Genomic DNA, 22256 nt, shown 5'->3' with positions numbered 1-22256 from the left:
TGTTTTTAGAAATGCATTGAGCCTCGTGCTACCCGCGCTGACACTCGCCCCTGACGAATAGCCCACAAAATCGAATCCACATTTAGGGCGGCATCCACCTCGTTGTAAACGCTGAAAAGTTCTGAGATTTGATGCGCATCAGTACCTGCTGTCCCGGGCAGCCCCAAGGCTTTGGCGGTTTCTTTGGCTTGATTATTTGCCTTCTGCGTTGAGCCGCCGTTGAGGACTTCGATGGCGTTGAAACGGTAGTTTTTGAGTTGTTCACCCATTCCATATTGGCGATAGGGATGGGCTACTATGGAGACGGCGTCGATGGATTTAGCGTAGTCCACGACTACTTCAGGAGTCCAAGGTTTGGGAGGCAACTCAGTAGTGCCTAAAACGACTACGTCGCCTTGGGTGGTGCTGATTTCGACACCGGGGATGATGAGTATGCCGGGGTAGTCGGAGGCGAGTTTCATGGCAGCTTTGCAGCCACGCACGGAGTCGTGGTCGGTTACGGCGGCGACTTTGATGTAGCTGTGGGCGTTTAGGAGGTCAACTAAAGTTTTGGGTTGGATAACGGAGTCCGCCGAGTAGATTGTGTGGAGGTGGAAATCTGCGCCTATGAGTGAAATGATTTTTCGCCTCGAACGTTAGGGCTTAATGGATGTTGAGGAGTAAAAAAAGTTTGTTGCCGCAAAGCGATGTTTGTTTGATAGATTTTCAGGTCTGCCGTTAATGAATAAAATGGAGGGCTGATGCGGATTTTATTGTTTTATGCAGGCGACTGATTTTTTAGAGCTAAATGCCTACGCAAAAAGCCCTCCAAATCAGCCAGCAACTCCTTTGGCTTCTCAGAATTCGCATCAACAGAATCAAACCCTAAACCGCCCGCCTCACAAGCAGCCCCAACAGTGGCTTTAACAGTGGCGCTCCAAAGTTTGGGGTCATTTAGAAGCACAACCGCGGCGTAGGAGTTGTTTTTGATGTATTGGACAGTTTGGTCAGCGACGTATTGAACGGTTTCTTGGTCTAGGGGCAACGCTGTTTCATGCTGTGAGAGGGGATAAACCTCGTCAAGTTCAAGCGGCACCACGCCAAAGGGCGCTGCATACACGCAGACATGCACCTGTACGGCGAGGTCTTCGCCCAAGGTTCGGAGGAGTTGGCGTATTTTCTTGAATTCTGGAGCTTTATGGAAGGGTTTGTTGCGGGTTTGCGGCACAAGTAACAGCACCTTAATCCCCGCGGGCGGCGTGTATCGTGTGGCGAGGCGGTTTCGGTAGTGGGTGATTTCGGGTCTTGCCAAACCCGCCGCGTCAAAATAGAAAAATCCACTGGTCTTGGCGGTTGGGCTGTACGCTTCGAGGAAATCAGCGTGGTCACGGACTCTTTTGAGGGCTGAGAGCAATGCGGGGTGGGCATGCAGACGCATCTCAGTGTGCTCCCAGAGTCGCCCGTCACGGATAGCTTGTTTAATGCGACGCAACTCGGCTAGGCAAACGTGAAGGTTGTGTTCGGCAAGGAAAACCTCACGTTCCTTAGGCGGCTTTTGTCTTAGACCCTGCGGGGTTTCGCTGGCACATTTGGGGCAGCTACAGGGGAAATAGTCCATTTCTTCAAGTCGCCACGTGCCGTTTTCAGTCATGTATCGTCCCTCGCGGGCATAGAGCGCGTAGGCGGCGGAGTCAAAGAGGTCACAGCCTAAAGACACCGCTAAAGCAAACATTGAGGGGTGCCCTGCGCCGAAAAGGTGTAGTGGGCGCTCGATGGGGATGCCTTTTTTGGCGGTGGCTATCATGTCGGCTAAAACGTCGTAGCGGTAGTTCTCCATGACTTCGGTTGGGCTGCCTAACGCGTGAATTTGGAAAGGCAACTTACCCATCTCTACCGCGGAGGAAGCGACGAGGTCAAGGTGACGTCCACCCTGCACGGGACCTACCCAGAGGGTGTCGTCGCGGGTTTTTAGGTCAAAGAAGGCTTTGGCGCGCCGAAGCGTTTCAGCCACGGTAACTTGGGCTTGTTCTTTGGTAACGCGCCAACCTGTTGGGATGTCAAGAATTGTGGCGATGTCACTACCTATACCTTCTTGATATGCAACAATCTCTTTTTGACTAACTTCCACATCCCCATAGACGAGAATCTGGTAAGCGCCTGAATCAGTCATTATAGCGCCGTCGTAGTCGAGGAACTTATGGAGTCCGAGGTCAAGGGCTTGGTCGTGATAACGTTTCCACATGATGTAGGAGTTGGTGATGAGGGCTTGGCAGCCGAAGAATTCTTTGAGGCGTCGGGGCGGGATGGGTTGGACGCGTGGGTTGATGACGGGGAAAAGCAGAGGAGTTTCCACTGTAGCGGTTTTGGTTTTTAGTTTGCCGATTCTGCCAAGCAGGTCTTTTTCTTTAATTTCAAAGCTCAAATCTGAAGCCCACACATGATGCGTTACTCGCTTATAAAAAACGTTAGCCTAAGAAGCAAAAGATGAGGGGTTGTTGGGGGCTTTTGCAAGGCGCTTGTTGATTAAAACAAGGATTACTATGGCGGCTGTTATAGCGGAGAGGATAACGGTGACGTTGATTAAGTCACTGGGAGATATTTCGCCAAAGATGCTGTCGGGCGATTGTACCGCCGACATCGGGGTTTGGGTTGGAGCGTCGGTAGGCATGTTAGAGGGTGTGGGTTCCACTGAGTGATAAGTCGGGGTTGGCTCAGCATAAGGCGTGGAAGTCTCAGCTGGCGAGGAGTTTGGGGTCGGAGGAGCGGTTGGCACAGGCACCGAATAAACCGCCGAGGGCGCAACAGGGTTAAAAGCCGATAGATAGGGGGTGAAGGTTAGGTTGCCGAGGTTAGAGTGGACTTTGTAGTCGGATATGGTGGCGTTTATGGCTTGGGCATCGGTTGTTCCCCACCAGTTATTAGCGGCATTAACGTTAACTTCGGTTTCTGTTAGATGCACATTCTCGGTGTTGTCGAAAATGTTGTTGTATATTATCACTGTGCTTGCTAGGGGTGCCCACAACCCGTAACTGTTGTCGGTTATGGTGTTATTTCTGAGGATTCCGGTTCCGCCTATGCCGCACAGATTGTTGGTCAAAGCGTTATTGGTAATTAGGTTGTTGGGGTTCTCGGTTCGGATACCGTCATGCTCATTGTTGAGGATATTGTTGTTTTGGATGGTTGCAGTACCGCCGCCAGTTGCCCAGATACCCGTGTAGCAGTTGGTGATGTTATTGCCAGAAATTACAGAGTTGCCAACGGAGTAGATGCCGTAGTATTGCTGCTGCCCCGCTATCACGTTTGAGAGGATGGTTGGGCTGCCATAGTTGACGTGTATGCCGTCTTTGTTGGAGAGGTTGATGACGTTTCCCGAGATGATGGGGGAACCGCCGCTGATTGTTAAGGGTTGAATGTCACTGGATTGGGTGAAGTAGTTGTCGCTTATGGTTGGGGAGGCGCCGTTGATGGCTATAGGCACCATGGTTAGGATTGCGTTTTTTATGATGCTTTCGGCGCTTGAACCAGCGTAGGAGGAAATCGTGATTTGGGCGCCTTGGGTGCTGCTGGTGAAAAATATTTTGCTGTTTGCGGTACCCTGCGCTTTTAGGGTTCCATCTATTTGGAGGTGGTAACCATTCAAATCTACGGTGGCGCCTTCTTTGATTGTTAGTGTGTAGCCTGCGGCTACGGTTACGTCGCCTTGCAGGATGTAGGGGCCTACGTCTTTGGGCCAGTTGGCGTTGTAGGCTATTGTGCCGCCGGAGACGGGCTGTGTGGCGTCGCTTACGTTTAGGTATGCGAAGGCGCCTACGATTATGATTAGAAGGAGTGTACAGGCGCTTTTCTGTATGTTACCCACCTGATTAGGTGTGGGTGGTAGGAAAATTTAAGGTTATTCCAAAATTGTGCCCTGCATCCAAAACTTATCTATAATATTGAGTAGTGCGTTATAACACTTAAATGCTAAGTCCAACAATACTAACCAACAAGCTGGGAACGTACACAATGTGGATTGCTATTGCCGTATTGATCTTTAGCCTCGCCTTCTTCGCAGGCATGTCCACACTAATCATTTTACGGTCACGCGAAGAAGCCCGCAAACTACAAACCCTAAACCGACAAATCGGCTTTGAAACCGAACATACAAATCAAGATTAGGCAAACTTATATCACCTTGCAGCCCTAATACCCCCAGAAGGCACCCTACATGGTCTGCGCAATCGACATATCTGAAAAACCAACCTTAAAAGACCCAGTCTTAATCGAAGGCTTACCCGGCATCGGCTTCGTCGCCAACATCGCCGCACTCCACCTCATCAAACAATACCAAGCTAAACGCTTCGCCCAAATCTTTTCCTCCTCCTTCCAAGACTTCGCAGTCACCACCGAAAACGGCGGCTCCCTCTCACCAATTAACGAACTTTACTACATCAAAAGAGAAGAGGGACAACGCGACCTCATCATCTGGTACGGCAACACCCAAGCCCTAACCACCGTGGGGCAATACGAGTTAGTGGGCAAAGTCCTCGACATAGCCTCAGAATTAGGCTGCAAATTCGTCGTGTCAATCGGCGGCTTCAAAAAAGACGAATCCCAAGCGGTTCCCGGCGTTTACAGCACCGCCACGGATTTAGAAACCATGCAGCAGGTACTGGATTTAGGCACCAAAGTCATGGTGGGTCACGTTTTCGGCATTGCAGGCTTATCGGTGGGGTTAGCGCGGATAAGAGACATGAAAGGCTTTTCGCTGCTTGTTGATACTCCGGGCATGAATCCTGACGTGAACGCGGCACGCTACGCACTCATAACCTTGGGCAAATACCTCAACATGAACATCGACCTAACCAAGATAGAAGAGAGCGGCGAAGAAATCAAGAAGATGCTAGAATCCTTTGGCATAATCCGAAGCATCACCGAAGAAAAGAAAAAAGAAGAACAACAACTCCGCTGGTTCATCTAAACCTTTTTCTTTTTTCGCTCTTTATGTGGGTGTGGCGGCTTACAGAATACCACAAGAATACAGCTGAATGCGACTGCTTTTTTGGGTTACAACCTGATTCAGCGCCTGTTAGGGTGTGGGAATAGTGTTTTCCTCTACATGCTCAACATGTTTCTATGTTGAAGAAGCCGCCATGTGGATGTGAAACCATGTTGAAAGGTAATGCCAAATCGACAAATCTTTCAAGAAGAATCACGGATTGTTCGGATGAATAGGCAACTGGCCAAGGAATCGGATTCAGCGATGGTGGTTGGTGCTGGGCTATGACAAGCTTTGGCGTAGATGCCTACAAAGCATCAGAGAAGGACTTGCTAGACGAAGGCGTTAATCTATCCCACACTTTCGAAAAGGAGACATAGATTATGGCGTTGACCAAGCGAGAGCGACAGATTCTTCAATTACACTCTGATGGGTTGAGTGACTATCGAATTGCACATAAACTGAATATGGAAACGCCTAACGTGAAACGTTCTGGAAAAACGCTCTAAAGAAAATTGAGCTCGCTAAAGCAGATTTAGAGTTCGTTAATGGACTAAAACGCCGATAGTATACTAGCAAAAAGGCGTTAGAGTGAAGGATCGCCTACAGAAATAATTTTATTGAAAGCAAGGTTTGCGCATGGACATTTTTTCGATTTATTTAGGCTTATCTCATTCCAAAGTTTTTAAAGCATTATCGCCAAGTAAAATAGAGGCCTATGAAACGCAGGTTAGCTGGTGTTCAACTCGGCTAGTTTTTCCATCCCAGCAGATTTTAAAGTATCAACAATCGACAGGCTAGACCAAAAAAATAAAGATTGGCCGATTCCTGTGAGGGAGGTCTACGGTTCAATTAAAACATCTGTTTTTGGTTCAGGAAGGGACATGGTATCTTTACCTGACATAAGCGAGAAACAGTTCAGGGAATATATTAAGGCTTGTCAAAAAAGCGGTATTGAATTTAATTATGTTTTTAATTTCAAATGTAACTCAAACGACGAGTTCACTACTGAAGGAAAGAACAAGATAGTGAATTTTGCCTCAGATATGTACTCTATAGGCATTAGAAGATTCACTGTTGTGCTACCGTCAATAATAGATATATTAAATACATCACTTCCAAAAATAAAAATCAGTGTCTCGGTTATCTCAAATGTTGATTCACTTTTGAGGATAAGGGCTTTTGCAGCTTTTAGGAATGTCGACAGGATTATGCTACCTGAATACCTCAACCGAAGAGTCGGAGCCCTGAGACAATTGACTTCATATAGTAAAAAGTTTAATTGTAGCTTTGGCACAATCGTAAACTCTTTGTGCCTTATTGATTGCCCTTATAGGGATTTTCACTATTCTTTTACATCGCATGCTAAAGCGAACTTAGAAAAAAGGGATTTTTACGATTCTATATGTCGAGCTATAAGACTATGCAATGTTGAAGAACTTTTAAAAATGCCTTGGATAAGACCTGAAGATATTTCGCGATATATTGGATATGGGATCGAATGGTTCAAAATCTCGGGAAGAGAAAAGGAAGATAGTGATTTACTCAAAATGGTCGATATTTATAATAAAGAAAATTATTCCGGAAATCTACTTGAACTTTTAGTTTGCTTTAGTTCTCATGATAGTAGACGTCGTTTTCAAATTGACAATAAAAACTTGAAGCCGTTTATTAATAATTTTTTTGATAAAGAGGACTTTTGTTTGCCTAAAAACTGCGATAGTTGCAGATATTGCCCCACGCATGCCAATCTTGTCGGAAAACTTTTTTCATAAATTAAACCTCAAATTTTCTGCTACTTATAAGTCATCTGAGTAACTTTTCAGAAAAAGAACAATATTTTTCTATAGTACATGATGAGCATAATTCATTCGGGAACACTTTCGATTTTAATTCTTTAATTCTTTCATCGATCCAAAATTCATTAACTTTTTCCGGTAAAACGAATTTAGGTTTTTCAATCATAGGATAAACTTGAGCTAAAATTATTTGCTTATACGGAATTAGCCGCAAATATCCTTTGTAGTTCTCGCATGGTGGTTTTCCAGCCGAGTCTTTCTGAGAAAATATATCTACTAAACATCCTTCAAGTTTTATTTTTTCGTTAATATTAACAAGGTTTCTAACAGTCTTAAACAATTCAGTTATAGTAGGATAAAAAGTCTGGATATTATTGGCACGTCCAAGGGGATACAGTTCATTCAAATGCCAGGTTTTTATTCCTATATCTTGAAGAAATGCTAACATGCTTGGTATTTCAGGGAGAAGTGCTTTGTGCATTACAGTGTAAATGCATACCGGCATTTCATTTGACTCTAACATCCTGATGGTATTGACTGTTTTATTGAAAGTATCCCTACCTCTTATCATTTCATGCAGTTCGGATGTGTGTCCATCTAAGCTTATTTCGATACTGCTTGGAGAAAACTCCCTTAAGCGTTTAACTATCTCTCTATCGAATAGTGTTCCATTTGTCTTTATTGAGAAAAATAGTCCTAATTTATTTGTATATTCCAAGATGTCGAATATATCTTCGTATGTAAAAATTTCGCCGCCCGTGAATGAGACTCGAAAAACTCCGAGAGCGTGTAACTGATTAAGTATTTCGATGATCTTTTCTTTCGGAATCTTTTCTTTTTTCGTTCCACCATCAACAGAGCAATGTAAACATCTAAGGTTACAATCATGGGTTAACTCAATTACAACCTCTTCTAGGGGAGACCCTTCGTATTCACGGTAATTAATACCTCTCAATGTAAGTAGACGTTTGATTTGATCTAAATCCGAAGAATGAATTTTCACTCTATAATAATCGCTTGTATAAAGCACGACTTCTTTTAATTTTGGATAAATTGTGGCGTTTATCCTAATATCCATCCCTCGACAATTCCCTCAGATATCCGTCAGAAGCAATTAATTTGAATTTATCACATGCTTCCAAGTCAACACCGTTGATGTCACCGGTCGATTGATATGCATTAGCCCTGCATCCTGCACCGCATTTATTCAGGTGCTTACAGCTCAAACAAGTCCCATTCATATCTTTTATCCGTAAATCTTTTTGTTGCCAAAGCAGCTTACGCTCAACTATGTCTTTTAACTCTTCTTTGATTATATTACCTGCTACAATACTTCCGCTGTTAAGTTTAGGGCAAAATGTTACATTTCCATTTTGATAAATAACAAGGAATTGCCTGTAGTATGCGCATACAAAGTCATCTAAAGAGTAACTATCCTTTAGTTTATGCCCCTTTTCGTTTTTGTAAATGTAACCTAAGTCCAAATCAAAGGGTTCACCATCTTCTCGATAAAGTCTCAGTAATTTAGTTAAACAATCAAACTCTTCTTCAAGACTCACTCCAAATTTTTTCTCTTGATTTTCCCAAGCGCCCATATTAAATGGACGACTTATGCGCCATTTGGATATGCCCAGCTCTTTTAGAAACCTGTAAAAATTTATAATTACGTTGCAATTAACGTTTGTTAAATTGGTATTTATAACAATTTTAATACCGCAATCTTTGAGAAGGTTTATTCCAATTATTGTCCTTTTAAATGCTCCTTCAACACCTACAAATAAATCATGCTCTTTCTCAAGTCCATGTAGGCTTATATAGAATGCAGTATCAAAATGCTCACAAATATAGTCAATTACTTTTGGGTTCTTATCAAGAAGAGTTCCATTACTAAAGATTGGATAAAGGTGAAAGTTATAATCGCAAATTCGGTTGATTATTGATAGCAAATCTTTTCTCACAAAAGGTTCTCCTCCTGTGATGGAAACCCTTTCAATGTTAAGTTGTTGTGCTTTTTTCAGAATAGCGTTAACTTGTTCGAAACTAAAATTGCGTCCTCGATAATTGCTTGCATAACAATGAATGCATTTAAGATTGCATTTTCCAGTTATGTGAAACAATAAACCCTTAATCCTATGCCCCGAATAATGACGAGCAAATATATCGAGTCCTTTTTCTTTAATAGCTCCGTGGGTATTTTTATCGACAATGAAACATTCACCGGTGCGAGAATTTGTTAAATAAACATTTTTCTCTTTGCCATAAGTTCTAATAAAAAGTGAGGACGGCTCATAGTGGTGCTCCGCCTCTTTAGTTATACCCTGAGAAGAGGTAGGCAAGCGCAAGCTACTATTCAACTATTCACCATACGAATTTATTGCGCCCTTCTTTTCTATTTCTATTTTCTCTTTTTGTAATCCTAACTCTTCTATTAGGCTACAAAGCTCTCTTACGGTTTCTTTTTGAGGCATATTATCATCATTCGAAATAATTATTTTAAAGCGCTTATTAGCTTTACTAAGAACTGATAAAACCTCAAAGTTATTGTAAGAAAAATTGTAATAAACACACTGGTTGCTAACTTAAGAATATCTTAATTGATCCATAGGGCGACTGCAAGAACTCTTCGATGACTAAGTCCTATGTTATTCAAACATAACATCGTTCTTATCTCATTCGTGATATTATCGTGTTTAGGCTCTCAAGCCTTAATCTTTAGTTACGGCTTGTTTTTGCGATTGTGTTATGTCTCAGGATGGCGTTAGTTGAGTGCAAACGTTTTCGGGAGCATCTAGCTTCGCTCTTGCCTTTTAGAAGATTTTAGAGAAGAAAAGAAGAAAGAGGAGCAGCAGCTGCGCTGGTTTAGCTAAGCTAAGCTTTGGCTTCACTCATGAATTGCTCATAGACTTTTTGCACACGTTCGGCGGCGGGACCTGAGCCCTCCACGACGCCTTTCTCTGTTAGTTTCACTTTATCCATGACCCAGATGAAACCCTTATCCTCGTAGAGTTTCACCATTGTGGGGAAAACTTTTTCGAGTCTCTGGGAAAGGGATTTGAGGTCAAAGGGTTTTTCTGCACTAGCGATTTGGGCGACGACGGCTCCGTTGAGGATTAGGCGATTGAGCATTTTTCCAGATTCATCTTTGACATCAGCTAAGGCGAGGCTTAAATTATCAGGGTTTATTCCTACGAGTGTGCCGTTAAAGATTTTGTTGTTAGTGGTGACGACAGCGACGTTCTTATCTGCTAACGCTGCCACTTCAGTGAAGTATTTTCTTTGCGCTACAGACAACTTTTATTTCTCCTTACTAATGCTACAGAAATTGCATTTCAGGTATTTATCTTTAATATAACGATAAACCAAAAAACCCAGTTCTAACCCGCCATCCCCACCTAAAGCGTCAAACCATTCAACGTAGCCACCTCAGTTGTGGCAGTCGTGAAATCGAGAAAAAGAGCAGTTAGCTCTTCTTGGGCTTAACTTCAATATTCTGTTTAAGCAGCGCCACCGAATCTGCGGGTAAGTCGCGTTCTACCATGAGGTTAGCCCCTACCCAAGTGTCTGCGCCGACTTTGACTCCAGGCATAAAAGTGGAGTTGATGCCCGTTTTGACGCCGTCACCAAGGATAGCGCCGAGTTTACGCCGTCCCGTGTCAACGACTTTGTCTTTAATCTTCATCTTTATGCGTCCATCATCAAAACGCAGATTAGCGGTGATTGTGCCTGCGCCAAGGTTACATTTCTCGCCAAAGATGCTGTCACCAACGTAGCTGAGGTGACCGACATGGGTACCGTCCATAATGATACTGTTTTTGATTTCGCAAGCGTTACCGACGCGGGTTTTCTTGCCCAAGCTGGTGCCGCTACGGATGTAACAGTTAGGGCCTACGTCGGCCTCTTCGTCAATGTAAACGGGACCTTCAAGGTAAACGCCAGAACGAACCCGAGCAGAAGCGGCTACATGGACGGGGCCGATTATGTGTGCGCCTTCCTCTACTTTGCCTAAGACTTTGTGTTCCATGCGGTTAAGCGCCCAAACGTTCGCGTCAAGCAGATCCCAAGGACGACCAACATCAAACCAATCCTCCTTAGATAATTGCGCGGCTAGGACGGCTTTTCCTTCGGCTGCAAGCATTGTGATGGCATCGGTGAGTTCCCATTCGCCGCGGACGGATGCTTTGAGTTGCTTGGTTTTCTCAAATACATTTCGGCTAAAGGCGTAGATACCTGCGTTGGCGAGGTTGCTTGGGGCTGAACCGGCAGCGGGTTTTTCGATGATGCGGTTGACTTTGCCGTCGGCGGTCTGTTCTATTATGCCGTAGTTTTCGGGGTGATCCACGGGAACCACAGCCATGACCGCGGCGGTTTCGCCCGACTTGAACTTTGATAGAACAGCCTTGACTGCGTCTTCGCCGAATAACAAATCACCGTAAATGAGCACAAAGTCTCCATCGACGTAGGGTTCGGCGGTTTCTGCAGCGTTGCCAGTGCCCAAAATCGCCTTCTGCTCCACATAGGTCAACTTCAAGCCGAGTTGGCTGCCGTCGCCGAAGTAGCCTCGGATGGCTTCGCCGAGGTAATGGGTTACGATTATGGCTTCGGTTATGCCTGCGTGTTTGGCGGCTTCTAAGCAGAATTGCAGTATGGGTTTGCCGCCGACTTTGAGCAGATGTTTGGGGCGTTTGGCTGTGAGGGGCATTAGGCGTTCGCCTGCGCCTGCCGCTAAGAGTACTGCCTTCATGGTGATTCCTCGAGTTGTTTGTTTATTAGTGCTGAGGCTTTTTGGGTTATATCTTTTGCCGCCGCCTCAGAATCGCCCTCCACCGTTAAACGTATCAGAGGCTCAGTGCCAGAAGCGCGAACCAGCAACCAACCGTTGCGAAGAGCTAAACGCGCGCCGTCAACCGTGGAATAATCGGTGTAGTCTGGGAAAACAGCTTTCAAGACACCGCCAAGTTGCTCGATCAACTGGTACTTCTGGTTGTTTTTGCAGGCGAAATTTACCCGTTTAGTGATATATTCGGGTACTTCGGATATGAATTCAGAAACGGTTTTGTCATCTGCCTCTAACGCCGCCAAAAACAGCGCCGCCGAAAGAGGACCATCAGGACACAGATGCCACTGGGGATGCACCCATGCGCCGCAAGGTTCGCCGCCGAAGACTCCACCGACGCGTTTTAGGGCTTCGGAAACGTAGATGTCGCCTACCCTTGTGCGCTGGACTTTTCCGCCGTACTTCTGAGCCATGGTTTCAACGCACATCGACGCCTCAATTGTCGTCACAATAGACCCTCCACCGCTGTTCTTCAACATGTAAGCGCCAAAGGCTGCGAGGGAACGGTCAAAATTCACAAAAGCCCCCTTTTCATCCACGAAAGCTACACGGTCAGCATCGCCGTCAAAACCTATCCCAATGTCTGCACCCAGGGCACGTACGGTTCCTGCGAGGGCTTGCAGGGATTCAGCGGTGGGTTCGCTTTTTCGGGCTGGAAAATGCCCGTCAGGTTGACAGTTAAGCGCGGTGACCTTGCAGCCTAATGATTTTAGCATTTCTGGACCAATTTGAAAAGCAGCGCCGCATCCTGCATCCACTACGACATGCCAAGATTTTTTGAGACAAACAGCCTTCTTCACCATCCCCAAATACAAGCCAGAAACATCAATAGGAGTAGCTTTGCCCAATTTGCGCCAGTCAACCAAATCATATTGCTCTTTTGCGATGAGGGTTTCTACGGTTTCTTGGTCGGCGTCGACGTAGGATAAGTCTGCTTGGAAGACTTTTATGCCGTTATATTGGGGCGGGTTATGTGACGCAGTCATCATGAAACCTGCGTCGGCACCTAACATTTTTGAGGCGTAGGCTAACACGGGGGTGGGTACTCTGCCAGCTAACAAGACATCTGCGCCGCAGCCCATTAGTCCTGCGACTAGGGCGTCCTCAAGCATGTGTCCCGTCACGCGGGTGTCTCGTGCCACCACAACTTTTTTGGCGTGAGCATACGTAGCCACGGCTTGGGCAACCTTACATGCCAAAAGGGGCGTTAAGTCTACGTTTGCGAGACCGCGGACACCGGAGCTTCCAAACAATTTTGCCATTTCAATCACCGATTAGTAACGTCAGCTAAAGATAGAAGGGAGCGGTTGGTTTAAAACGGTTTGGTCAGCGCCTAAAGTTTGAGGGTAGCTTCCAACCGTTTAGGATTAAGCAACAAATCCAATCCATCGACAATGTCGGAGATGCAGATGTCTGCGGCAAGCAAGGTTTCCACCGCACAGCCTTCCCGCCCCATCACCACAATGCCGAGGCGCGCGGCTTTGAGCATTCGACGGTCATTTAAGCCGTTTCCATACGCTACCACACCTTCAGCGCCCAGCTGGTTTATGTAGGCGGCTTTTTGTTCGTCGATTCCGGGGCTGCCAATGATGCGGATTGAGCAGGGGACATCTGCGAGTTGGGCTTTTGCGGTTCCAAAAGTGTCTCCTGTCAATACATGCACAGTAACGGATTGGGATAGTTTGGTGAGGGCTTCTTTGACGCCACCAATCAGTTCCCCATCAAACGAAAGCGTTCCATTATAATCGAGCACCACATGCTCCACACGTAAAATGCCATAGGCAGGGATAACATATTCAAGCAGGGCGGGTCACTCCAGAGAGTTGAGGAAATATTGGAGTTTTTGTTTGGTGGGATGCATCCCCTCAGAGTTAGAAAGGTAACAGGCTGAAAGCGCGTTTGCCAACATCAGACGACATTCATCTGGAAGACCATGATAATCGCCAAAGATGTTGCCTGCATCCCAGGCGTCGCCAGCCCCCGTTGCCCGCAAGGTTTTCACCCTAAAAGAAGGCACAATCACGTCACGCTTAGGTCTCACTGTTGCAGAAAACGCTGTGGTATGCAAATCAACGCGAGCGCAGAAATGCTTAGCCAAAACCCGCGCAGCCTCCAACGCTAAATCCGCGAAAGCCATATGAGTTTTCTTCTCAGCAATGCTTTTGTCAAGGAAGCTAGCGTAGGTGACTGCCTCGTTTTCGTTGACGCTAAGCACGTCGACTTTGTTGGTTTTGAGGACTTCCTCGATGAGTTGGGGGATGTCTTTGGCGTTAGGGGTGGGGTCGGCTGTGCCATAATAGGTTTTAGATTTCCCATTCAAACGTGCACGAGAGAAAACTGCCTTCGCCAACTCGGTACCATGCTTTAGGGTTCCAGCCCAGTTAAACAGACAGGTGTAGTCGGCTTCTTCGAGAAGGGCATAATCCTTTTCGTTGAAGTTGTCGGGTCCAAACTCGGTTAAGGCACCTAAATCGCGTAGCATTATGTTGGTTTTGCCGTTGGGGCTGTTTAGCTCCAAAGCGGTGGTCATCGACGCGGACCCGCAGGTTTTGATGTGGGAGGTGTTGAGGGATAATTCTCTGAAGTGATACTTTATTTGTTGGAGCCCCAAGTCGCTGGTACAAATGATAGGGGTGACTTCGACGCCGAGGTTAACTAGGGCGGAGGCGATGTTTATTGCGTTTCCGCCTTTAATGTCGGTTTGTGGAACTCCGTCTAAGCTGCCGCCTTTCCGTTCTGCTACGTCACTGATTAGTTTGCTGAATTCTGCGGCGTCCCATTTGAGGTTGATGAGGCGGTCTAAAAAGAAGTCTGGCATAACCACGACGCGGCACTTTTTTTGGGGTTCGTTTAAGAAGTTTTGTAGATGTTTTTTGCATGACGCCAAAGACATAAAGGGACTCCTAGGTTGTATTTCCAAAAAGCTAAAATAACCTTTTGATTGTATTTTGTGACAGCAGAGTTTGGGGAAAGGAGAAACAGTTCGTTGAAGTTCAAAACAGAAGTTGTGCTATTAGTTGCGTCACTGCTAATGTTTGTGATAAGCGTTTTCTTCTATTCATATCAGAGCGCAACCGTTGCTGCAGCCCAAGCCGCAGACGCCTTTGCCGCCGCCACCAGCGCAGCTACTTATCCATATAGATATTTAGCGTTAATATTCGTTGGATTTGGCGCAGTCTCCATGATAACCGCGACCATATCTTTCTCAAAACGTAGCAAAGAAATAATCTAACCATCTTTTAGCCCAAAAGTAACCTAACCAGTAGCCAGACTAAATCTCCAAAAAACACAGCGACTAACAGTCCCAGTGTTACGAAAATCAACATAGGCAACCCCGGCGTAGCCCACACGTAACCCTCAATCTTTTTTGAAGCGGCTGCATCGGAGAGGCGCTCGACAATTTGGGCACGTCCTTCATCGTGGGGGATAACGACGAGTTTGCGTTTGGTTTCTTCACCTTCTTCAAGGTCTTCCATTGGAAACAGGTGCCAAGTTTGCTGTAACCGCGGAATAGCCATTTTGTAGCCCGTGACTATGACAAGGAGTTTTTTTCCGATTGATTCGTGGGCAAGGGTTCCCGGGAAGAGTTTGACGCCGTGTTTTTTATGCCAGAATAAGTTACGAAACACCATGTAAATACCGCTTGCGGCTGCAAATAGCACAGCGTTTCCCAAGATGGTTATGGGAAAGATATACTGTGACAAGGGGGAAGCGCCGTTGGGTATTATGGGGTTGAAGACGATAAGCGGCGCAAAGGGTAAAGCAACGGCGAGGCACATGAGAGCTTTGGAGTCGGCACCGCCAAATCCGCCAACATAAAAGAGCAGAAACGCCAAAGCCACGGTAACGCCGACGCACAACACATAGAAGAGCAGTTGGGCGGGTTCAAAGAGTATCAGCGTCGCCAAAGACAAACCCAGACCTATAGGGCCATAGATTACCCAGACGCGGTTGCTGACTTCTCGGGTCTTATAGTCGCTCCAAGAAGCATAGAGTAGAACTGCTAAGGAAAATGCTAAGCTTGCGCCTATTAGCCCTGCTTGAAGTGTTTCTATAACTATGCACCTTTGCTGTTATGGTAGGTTGTTGCGTTTTAGAGCAATAAGATTGTGTCGATACAGGTTGTAACACACAAACTTAGCTTTTAGCGGTTAAAGTTAAGGTTGGAGGATATTCGACGAGTAGCCAAAGCCCTGTTGGTGTAGTGTCATCGTAGAGTCGGCAAACAGGTGTTGAGGTGTCAAATGTTGATACAGCGCCTTGCCAAGTGATTTCGTAGGGAGTTTGGAATTGAACCTGAGAGCAACTTACAGGCAACAACTCAAGCGTGGTGCTGCCCGTTTTTAGGGCGCCCAGAGAGGTACTTGCGGGGAAAGAGTCAAACGTGTAGAGTTTTTGGTTGCCTAGGTCTGGGAAGAATAGCCCTGCGCCTTTGAAGTTGTTTGTGATGAATTGGTTAAAGTGATGGGGGGTCCAACCGTTCACCGTGGTATCAACGAAGGTTCCTGTGCCATTGTATAGGAGGGGGAAACCCGCTAAGGTGCCGTCTTCTGTTTGCGTCTGAGGAGATGTTGCCGTGGAAGTTAGCTGGATGGGTGAGAGGTCATATAGTGCGCGGGTTTGACTGGACGCGGCAAACGTTACGGTTAGTTGATACGTATAGTATTTGGTATTTGCGGGGAGCGTTAAAACAATGTTTGCGTACAGGTCATATGCACCAGATACACCGCCACTGAATTCGGCTTCCTGCATTACAATATCTCGCACGATGCCGTGATGAATCACATATGAGAAACTTGCGCCGTATATGCTGGCTTCCCCATTTATACGCATAAACGTGGCTGTACTTGACGTTGACCCTACGGTTGCTTTCACATTAGAATTCGTGAAGAGTAAGGTAACATTTCCGCTGGATAAGGTGGATGCTTCGGGGTTATCAGTTGTGAAGTAGCGGTTAGTGTAAGCTAAGGGCGTCTGAGTGGCTACATCGCGTCCATCCCATGAAATCGTAAACTCCGAAACATGACAGTTTATTTGGAAAACAATCATTTGCCGATTGCTAAACACGGTGGTGTTGCTGGTTAGGCAGAGGGGAACTTTGTAGTTGGATGCCCAGTCTTCAATTTGGAAAGGCACCTCCACGTTTACGCCGTTTATGGTTTGATTGACATGGATTGCTTTGACGGGTACGGGTGGGATAGGAAGGGTTTGGGTGGTTAACGCCAAGTTTTGTCCTAGCCACTGTATAGTTCCGTTCTGTAGAACTTGCAGGGTTATAGTGGATTCTTGGAGGTTTAAGAGGAACAAGACGTCGGGTTGGTCTTTTATGTAAACGGAATCGATGTTCCACGTGTCTATGTTGGGGTCGGTTGCGTCGTTGCTTCCGACAAATCGTATGGTAAGCGTTGATGAATCAATATAGGGAACCAATGATGCATTGTTAAAGTAGTTGGGACGAAGCGTCATAAGGTTCTGCCAAGAGCCGCCATGTAAAACCTGCACAACCAAGGACTCAGAACTAAATGCGCCAGTTTTTATACATAGGTCTTGGCGTACGTTGCTGGCGTTAACCGTTAACCATTGTTCTTGAAGGTTGAGGGCATAGTTGTTTTCGTTGGGGCTGTATTGTATGAGGTCAAGTTTTAGGTCGAACTGTACGGAGGTGGTTTTGGTTGCGGTTACATTGACTTTCCAGTTACCGCTACCGTCTCTGAAATTGTTAAAGCTCGAGGTTATGGTTTGGGTTTTTGTGGTGTCGCTTGTTCCAAGGGTATCTGTTAAGTAGCCATTGCCCACGGTTACGTAGCTGTTTGTGATGTAATTATACAATTGATAGGTTACGGCTACATCGGTCGCGGTTGACGCGGCGTTCAATGTCCAGGCTAGGCTGTTCCAAGAATCAGTGTTTGATGTGCCGCGAAACTCTGCGCTACATGCATAAGCGGTTCCAACTTGGCTCGGCTGGATTAGGGCAGCAATAGCAGTCCAGCCTACCGTGCTGGTTGGGTTCCACGAGAGATAAACTGAGCCAGACGTCACGGATTTGTCGCTTCCGCGTCCGGCATAATAGTAGGTTCCGTCATGCTTAATGTAGTATGAACCCGAGTCGGACCAGCGGTTGGTTTGTGTAACTGGATCATTAACCGTATAATAGGTTCCGATTTGTGTACCCAAGTGACCGTACAGAAGTTTGTTATTTGTACCAGAAGCCGTTAAATAGGCAGTGGAGGGAGCGGAACTTAAACCAGTGTTAGTGCTGCTTGCAAGTATGGGGGTTGTCTGGTTAACGTTTGTGTATGTTATGGATCCTCCGATTGCATAAGTAGCGCCGTTAAAGTTAGCGGTGATTGTTTTTGTCCCCGGAGAGGGATTCACGAGGTAGTAGACATAACTGCGAATTTGCGGGTTAGTGTTATACAACACAGTTGCCACTTGACTCATAGTCACCCCATCGTAGGTGACAACTCCGCTAATGGATGCGGGTGTAGTAGAACGAGCAAAAATGTCTATGGACACCAGTAACAGTCTTTCGCTACCGCTGCCGGTTGTATGCGTCCAAGTAATTGAATAACCCTGTGATGTTAGGACCGCGCTATTTTGACTATCAAAACCTATTGTATTATAAGATGAGCCGTATGCTGTGGGGTAACTTCGAAGTTGCATGTATGCGCTGTTGTCGGTTTGCAGGTCAGAGAAAGAACCGCTCATGAGTGCAGTGTTACCCTGAGGCGTCCAAGCGTTTGGGGAATAATTAGCGTTAAAGGTTCCCGAAAGTGCCTCTGTTAACGTATCATAAGCGCTATCTGGGAGACTTTGTTGTGCGTTGAAGTTGCTGTGGGTTCCAGTTACGTTTGCGTTGGCATTGTCCACGAAGTCGTAGATGCCGGGTTGATAGCCGGTGCTGTTCCAAGTTACCGTAGAAGTGTATTGACTAAATGAGGAGGCAATAACCATGAGCCCCCGAACATCTTGCACCTGAATCACGTAAGAGCTGTCAACTCCCTGTGGGAAGTCAAGGGTATAGGTTCCATTAGCATACGAGGCGATGTTGGTGGGTTCAGCTAGCTCCCAAGCTGACGATACATAGTTGTAGCGGTAAAACTTCAGGTTATCTTTTCCAAGGTTAATTAGTGGTGTATCATCATCCATCCGAATGGCTAATTTTGCTTGATTGAGTGAACTTGAGTTTAACAACTGGACATCCAGACGAGCTGAAGCGTTGTAGTTTATACCTGAAATACCTAACCCGATTAAATCGTAATTAACGTCCATGCTGCCCTGACTGTAACTGTCAGCGGAGAACCAATCTGCATTTAATGTTAAACCCGTCAAATTGACGGTTGCGCCCCATTCAGGTCGAATTTCACCTATGTTATTTAATCCACTTTGAAGATACGTTCGGGCAAGTTGCTGGGCATAGGTCACGTTTCCTGTGACTTTAAGCACCGAACCATAATAGCCAACAGTGAAACCTAAAATTTCTTTTAAACCCAAGTTGGTTTCGTCAATTGCACTTAATAATTGAGGTTGCTCTTGTACGGAGCTGTAACGTATTGCTGAGTAAGTTGTGACTACGGCTGCAACTAGGACAACTGCAACCAGCAGAGCCGCTATGATAGAAAATTGACCTTTAGAGTTCATTTTAGCTCTCTCCTGCGTATCCTAACAGTAAAACCACCAGTCGGGAGGTGCCGTTAGCGGTGTATTCGGAGTTGTATAATCTAGGTTGATAGTAGGAAAGTAGACCTAAACCTGTAACTCGAACGTCAGGGGTTCGGGTTAAACCGACAGCTAAAAGTGACCCCGAAATGCTTGTTGAACCCGTGGCGTAGTGATTGTATATGGAGCCTGCCAAGTAGTCTCCTGAAGGGTTGAAGATGTTTAACCCAACTTGCAGGTTATAACCCGATAAGGTAGAACTTGATAAAGCGCGAGTGGATGTTTGAGATTGTGAGGGGTAAATGCCATAATAGTTGGATAAGTCCAAGATTTTAGGGGTAAACGTCACTTGCCGTGTTGCACTGTCTGTGATGCCCCCATTATCATATCTATTGTATGATTGACCATTTATGCCCTGCAAAAACGCTCGTGACCCCAGCGGTCCCACATGTTGCATTCCATAAATTCCCCAAGTGTTTTGTCCACTAGATAACGCTTGGGTGTTAGTGACATAGTAAAAGGGGTAACCGACAATGCTTGCCCAAGTCCAATTAAAAGTACGGACCTTTTGTCCCAAAAGGAAAGGGTACTGACCATAATCGGAAGAGTAGAGGCTTGCATAATTAGACGGTATGGGCACTGCTTCTCCGCATGTGTTAATGACAACAGCGTTTTGAACGGGTTCTCCCTGAATTGGAGTCCCATTCAAGATTTGACCAAGCTGCGTGGTGTTCTGAATCATAATGGTGTTCACAAAATATGGCGAAAGCAGGTTGTAGAGGTCTGTGGCTAAGCTTTGGGCTGTGTACCCTGTAATCCACCAACCGTTTGCGTCGCTGCAATTGAGGATGTAGAGGGTTCCGCCGTTGGTTGCGCCTATTTTTTCAGCTTGGACATTAAAAGTAACGTTAGAAGAAGCTACAGTATAGGTTGAAACATCAGTGGTTGCGCCCAAGTTTGCGGCGTTTGCAATGGAGGCTGCTTGAGTGTAGAGAGAACCCTCAGGGTTGATGTCGTAGATTGTTAAGTTATAAAGAACATTAGCTGGAAGTGAAGCGGAAAGCGCAACCTGTAACGATGACAAAACCGTGCTGTTTCCGGTTTCAAAGACGGCGCGGCTTAAATCATAGTCGGTGTCCAGCATCTGTAGCGTGGTAAATGATAATCTTTGAAGGTTCATGGGTGATATTTCTCTTGGCGAAGGCAATACCGCAAAGTAGGAAGCTGCCAAGAAGGCGCCCGAGAGAATGATTATTACTAATAGGACTTCGACTGTACGAATCATTGGCCCATCACCTGATGCACCTTTAAGCTCCAAAGAGACAATTTCGCTTGGTACGCTATCCCGCCTACCGTGACTTGGCGGATGTCCGTTGTAACCCAATCTTGCCCCGACGGATTACCCCCAAACGTAACAGGGTACGCCAGAGAACCTATTCCCCAAGGCATCAAAACAATCCCGTATTGCCCGCCGGAAGTAGCCTGATAGGTGACGATTAATATCCCGTTGTTGTCCGGAATCGTTAAGGAAGCATAGTCTTGACCGGCGCCCCCAAACGTTAAGGTCCCAACAGAAGTTGCCTCATCTAAACCAACCGGACGTAGCGTGTAGTCTTCTGTTAAAATCACAAATGAGGCGTTAAAGTTTAGTTGCGATACTCCTGGGGGTGGCGTGCCGAGGGAGTCACTGTGAACCAAGAGTAAACGTTGATTGGCGAAGCTGTCCACAAGAGGAACCACACTTTTAGTTGCAGTGGGAGATTCGTGAACGTAGTAACCCATGCCTTTGAGACCGTAAAGATAGGAGTAAACGATAATCGCATAGGCATTGTTTTCTCCATCCACACCCGGGAAAGTCAGTTGCGCTTGACCTATTCCATCAGTGGTTGTTGTGTCGCTAAATGTGGTAAAAGTGGGGTATTGACTCGCCGCTTGGTTTACCAAAATCAAGCTATAAGTAATTGCCGAGTTCGCTACAGGAAAACCCGTGCCCTCAATGAAAACCTCAAAAGTCAAGGGTGTTCCAGTGGAAATCTTCTGGATTTCCACATTTACGGTTGGTGTAAGAGCAAGTTGGAAACCGTACGTGCCATTAATTCCGAGCATCTTCGAGGCTTGAGAATAGTTAAGGGTTTGAGCGTTTGGACTAAGCAAACAACTGCCAAAGCCCCCTGTTTGGTTACTATATTGAGAAGCTGTCCGCGGATACTCAACAAGCGGCAGGTCTGAAGATAACCTCATTAGCGAAAACGTGCTGACCTTATACTGGCTAAATTCGGGATCCTGAAGCCCAAAGCAAACGATGGCAGAATCGGTTTTTCCCCAGTTAAGCGGCAAACCAGGATTGAGGAGTATAGTGTCTAGTAGGTCGCTGGTTTTTGTTGCTAAGGCATTGTGTTCTTCATAGTCCACTGCGGTTTGGAGGCTTTGGCTAAAAAAGCCAATGAAAATTAGCACGGCGGCCATGAAAATTGTGATTGCCATCAGGTGGTCAACCGTTGCGCCAGCCAATTATGGGCCTCCATTTTCAAACGTTAAACGAATGGAATCTGAAACCTTGGTAGCGTTTATCAGCGAAATTGTGTTGCTAAAGTACACGCCATTGTTGTTCCAATCGGCGTTTTCCCCAAGGGTCACAAGAGTGGAGACTTCTCCATCAACGCCGACTAAACTAAGGGTCAAATTTAGAATCTTAGGCGAATCGCTAAGGTTAGGTTGAGTGGCATTAGACAGCGTTATCGTGTAATAGTGGCCGTCGATATAATCAGGGACATTCAACTTCATAGTTAACGAACCACTGGAAATCGAACCGTGATTTATGCTGTAGTATAGTTGCAGAACTGAACTACCTAGTTGTGAAGTTAAATCTTGAAGCTCAAGGCTTCTACGCTGGTCCGTCCAAGTGTTCAACATTACGGTGGCAACGAAGGGAAAAATGAATATCTGCGCTATCAAGACCGGAACCAGAATCATATATTCCACAGTCACATGAGCCATTCAAGCGCCT

Annotated in this window: 19 protein-coding genes; 4 read left to right on the top strand and 15 right to left on the bottom strand. The window is 46.0% G+C overall.

What is annotated here, in order from left to right; all coding sequences use genetic code 11:
- Window positions 1-5: 5 nt before the first annotated feature.
- From NWE92_06700 to NWE92_06690, 3 genes are all read right to left on the bottom strand, one after another.
- A complete protein-coding gene (locus NWE92_06700) occupies window positions 6-608 on the bottom strand; it encodes a PHP domain-containing protein (protein ID MCW4029319.1) in 603 nt (200 codons plus the stop codon).
- Window positions 609-757: 149 nt separating this feature from the next.
- On the bottom strand, window positions 758-2401 hold the full coding sequence (gene tgtA, locus NWE92_06695) for a tRNA guanosine(15) transglycosylase TgtA (protein ID MCW4029318.1): 1644 nt from the start codon (window positions 2399-2401) through the stop codon (window positions 758-760).
- A gap of 48 nt (window positions 2402-2449) precedes the next feature.
- A complete protein-coding gene (locus NWE92_06690; protein ID MCW4029317.1) occupies window positions 2450-3838 on the bottom strand; it encodes a right-handed parallel beta-helix repeat-containing protein in 1389 nt (462 codons plus the stop codon).
- Between the two features lie 146 nt (window positions 3839-3984).
- On the opposite strand from NWE92_06690, the gene NWE92_06685 reads away from it, so the two are divergent.
- The 3 genes from NWE92_06685 to NWE92_06675 all read left to right on the top strand — a co-directional run bounded on the left by NWE92_06685 (window position 3985) and on the right by NWE92_06675 (window position 6732).
- Window positions 3985-4137, top strand: a complete 153-nt coding sequence (locus NWE92_06685; protein MCW4029316.1) for a hypothetical protein — start codon at window positions 3985-3987, stop codon at window positions 4135-4137.
- A gap of 49 nt (window positions 4138-4186) precedes the next feature.
- Entirely contained in the window at window positions 4187-4939 is a 753-nt protein-coding gene (locus tag NWE92_06680) for a PAC2 family protein (GenBank protein MCW4029315.1), read from the top strand.
- 755 nt (window positions 4940-5694) lie between these two features.
- The gene (locus NWE92_06675; protein ID MCW4029314.1) at window positions 5695-6732 is read left to right on the top strand and encodes a hypothetical protein; all 1038 of its coding nucleotides are present in this window, start codon (window positions 5695-5697) and stop codon (window positions 6730-6732) included.
- Between the two features lie 31 nt (window positions 6733-6763).
- Here NWE92_06675 and NWE92_06670 read toward each other — a convergent pair whose 3' ends face one another.
- The 7 genes from NWE92_06670 to NWE92_06640 form a co-directional block, all read right to left on the bottom strand.
- Complete coding sequence (locus tag NWE92_06670) at window positions 6764-7834, bottom strand: radical SAM protein (GenBank protein ID MCW4029313.1); 1071 nt, start codon at window positions 7832-7834, stop codon at window positions 6764-6766.
- Window positions 7824-9110: a radical SAM protein gene (locus NWE92_06665; protein MCW4029312.1), complete on the bottom strand. Its 1287-nt coding sequence runs from the start codon at window positions 9108-9110 to the stop codon at window positions 7824-7826. Before NWE92_06665 ends, NWE92_06670 begins: the two co-directional genes overlap by 11 nt.
- A gap of 514 nt (window positions 9111-9624) precedes the next feature.
- Window positions 9625-10047, bottom strand: coding sequence for an Lsm family RNA-binding protein (locus NWE92_06660; GenBank protein MCW4029311.1), 423 nt, complete (start codon window positions 10045-10047; stop codon window positions 9625-9627).
- Window positions 10048-10216: 169 nt separating this feature from the next.
- The gene (locus NWE92_06655; protein ID MCW4029310.1) at window positions 10217-11497 is read right to left on the bottom strand and encodes a sugar phosphate nucleotidyltransferase; all 1281 of its coding nucleotides are present in this window, start codon (window positions 11495-11497) and stop codon (window positions 10217-10219) included.
- The gene (glmM, locus tag NWE92_06650) at window positions 11494-12852 is read right to left on the bottom strand and encodes a phosphoglucosamine mutase (GenBank protein ID MCW4029309.1); all 1359 of its coding nucleotides are present in this window, start codon (window positions 12850-12852) and stop codon (window positions 11494-11496) included. The genes NWE92_06655 and glmM overlap by 4 nt, the downstream gene beginning before the upstream one ends.
- Before the next feature lie 71 nt (window positions 12853-12923).
- A complete protein-coding gene (locus tag NWE92_06645; GenBank protein ID MCW4029308.1) occupies window positions 12924-13355 on the bottom strand; it encodes an ATPase P in 432 nt (143 codons plus the stop codon).
- A 45-nt stretch (window positions 13356-13400) separates the two neighbouring features.
- Complete coding sequence (locus tag NWE92_06640) at window positions 13401-14483, bottom strand: carbohydrate kinase family protein (GenBank protein MCW4029307.1); 1083 nt, start codon at window positions 14481-14483, stop codon at window positions 13401-13403.
- A gap of 93 nt (window positions 14484-14576) precedes the next feature.
- Between NWE92_06640 and NWE92_06635 the strand changes: the two genes are divergently transcribed.
- Complete coding sequence (locus NWE92_06635; protein MCW4029306.1) at window positions 14577-14822, top strand: hypothetical protein; 246 nt, start codon at window positions 14577-14579, stop codon at window positions 14820-14822.
- A 7-nt stretch (window positions 14823-14829) separates the two neighbouring features.
- On the opposite strand, the gene NWE92_06630 is transcribed toward NWE92_06635, so the two are convergent.
- From NWE92_06630 to NWE92_06610, 5 genes are all read right to left on the bottom strand, one after another.
- Entirely contained in the window at window positions 14830-15621 is a 792-nt protein-coding gene (locus tag NWE92_06630) for a prepilin peptidase (GenBank protein MCW4029305.1), read from the bottom strand.
- 106 nt (window positions 15622-15727) lie between these two features.
- Window positions 15728-19231 (bottom strand): hypothetical protein, encoded by a 3504-nt coding sequence (locus NWE92_06625; protein MCW4029304.1) that lies wholly within the window; start codon window positions 19229-19231, stop codon window positions 15728-15730.
- A gap of 1 nt (window position 19232) precedes the next feature.
- The gene (locus NWE92_06620) at window positions 19233-20534 is read right to left on the bottom strand and encodes a hypothetical protein (protein MCW4029303.1); all 1302 of its coding nucleotides are present in this window, start codon (window positions 20532-20534) and stop codon (window positions 19233-19235) included.
- Complete coding sequence (locus tag NWE92_06615) at window positions 20531-21760, bottom strand: hypothetical protein (protein MCW4029302.1); 1230 nt, start codon at window positions 21758-21760, stop codon at window positions 20531-20533. The genes NWE92_06620 and NWE92_06615 overlap by 4 nt, the downstream gene beginning before the upstream one ends.
- Window positions 21761-22246: a hypothetical protein gene (locus NWE92_06610; GenBank protein ID MCW4029301.1), complete on the bottom strand. Its 486-nt coding sequence runs from the start codon at window positions 22244-22246 to the stop codon at window positions 21761-21763.
- Window positions 22247-22256: the final 10 nt, after the last annotated feature.

Source organism: Candidatus Bathyarchaeota archaeon (assembly GCA_026014745.1).
GTDB lineage: Archaea > Thermoproteota > Bathyarchaeia > Bathyarchaeales > Bathycorpusculaceae > Bathycorpusculum.
This window is presented reverse-complemented; position numbering and strand designations above follow the sequence as displayed.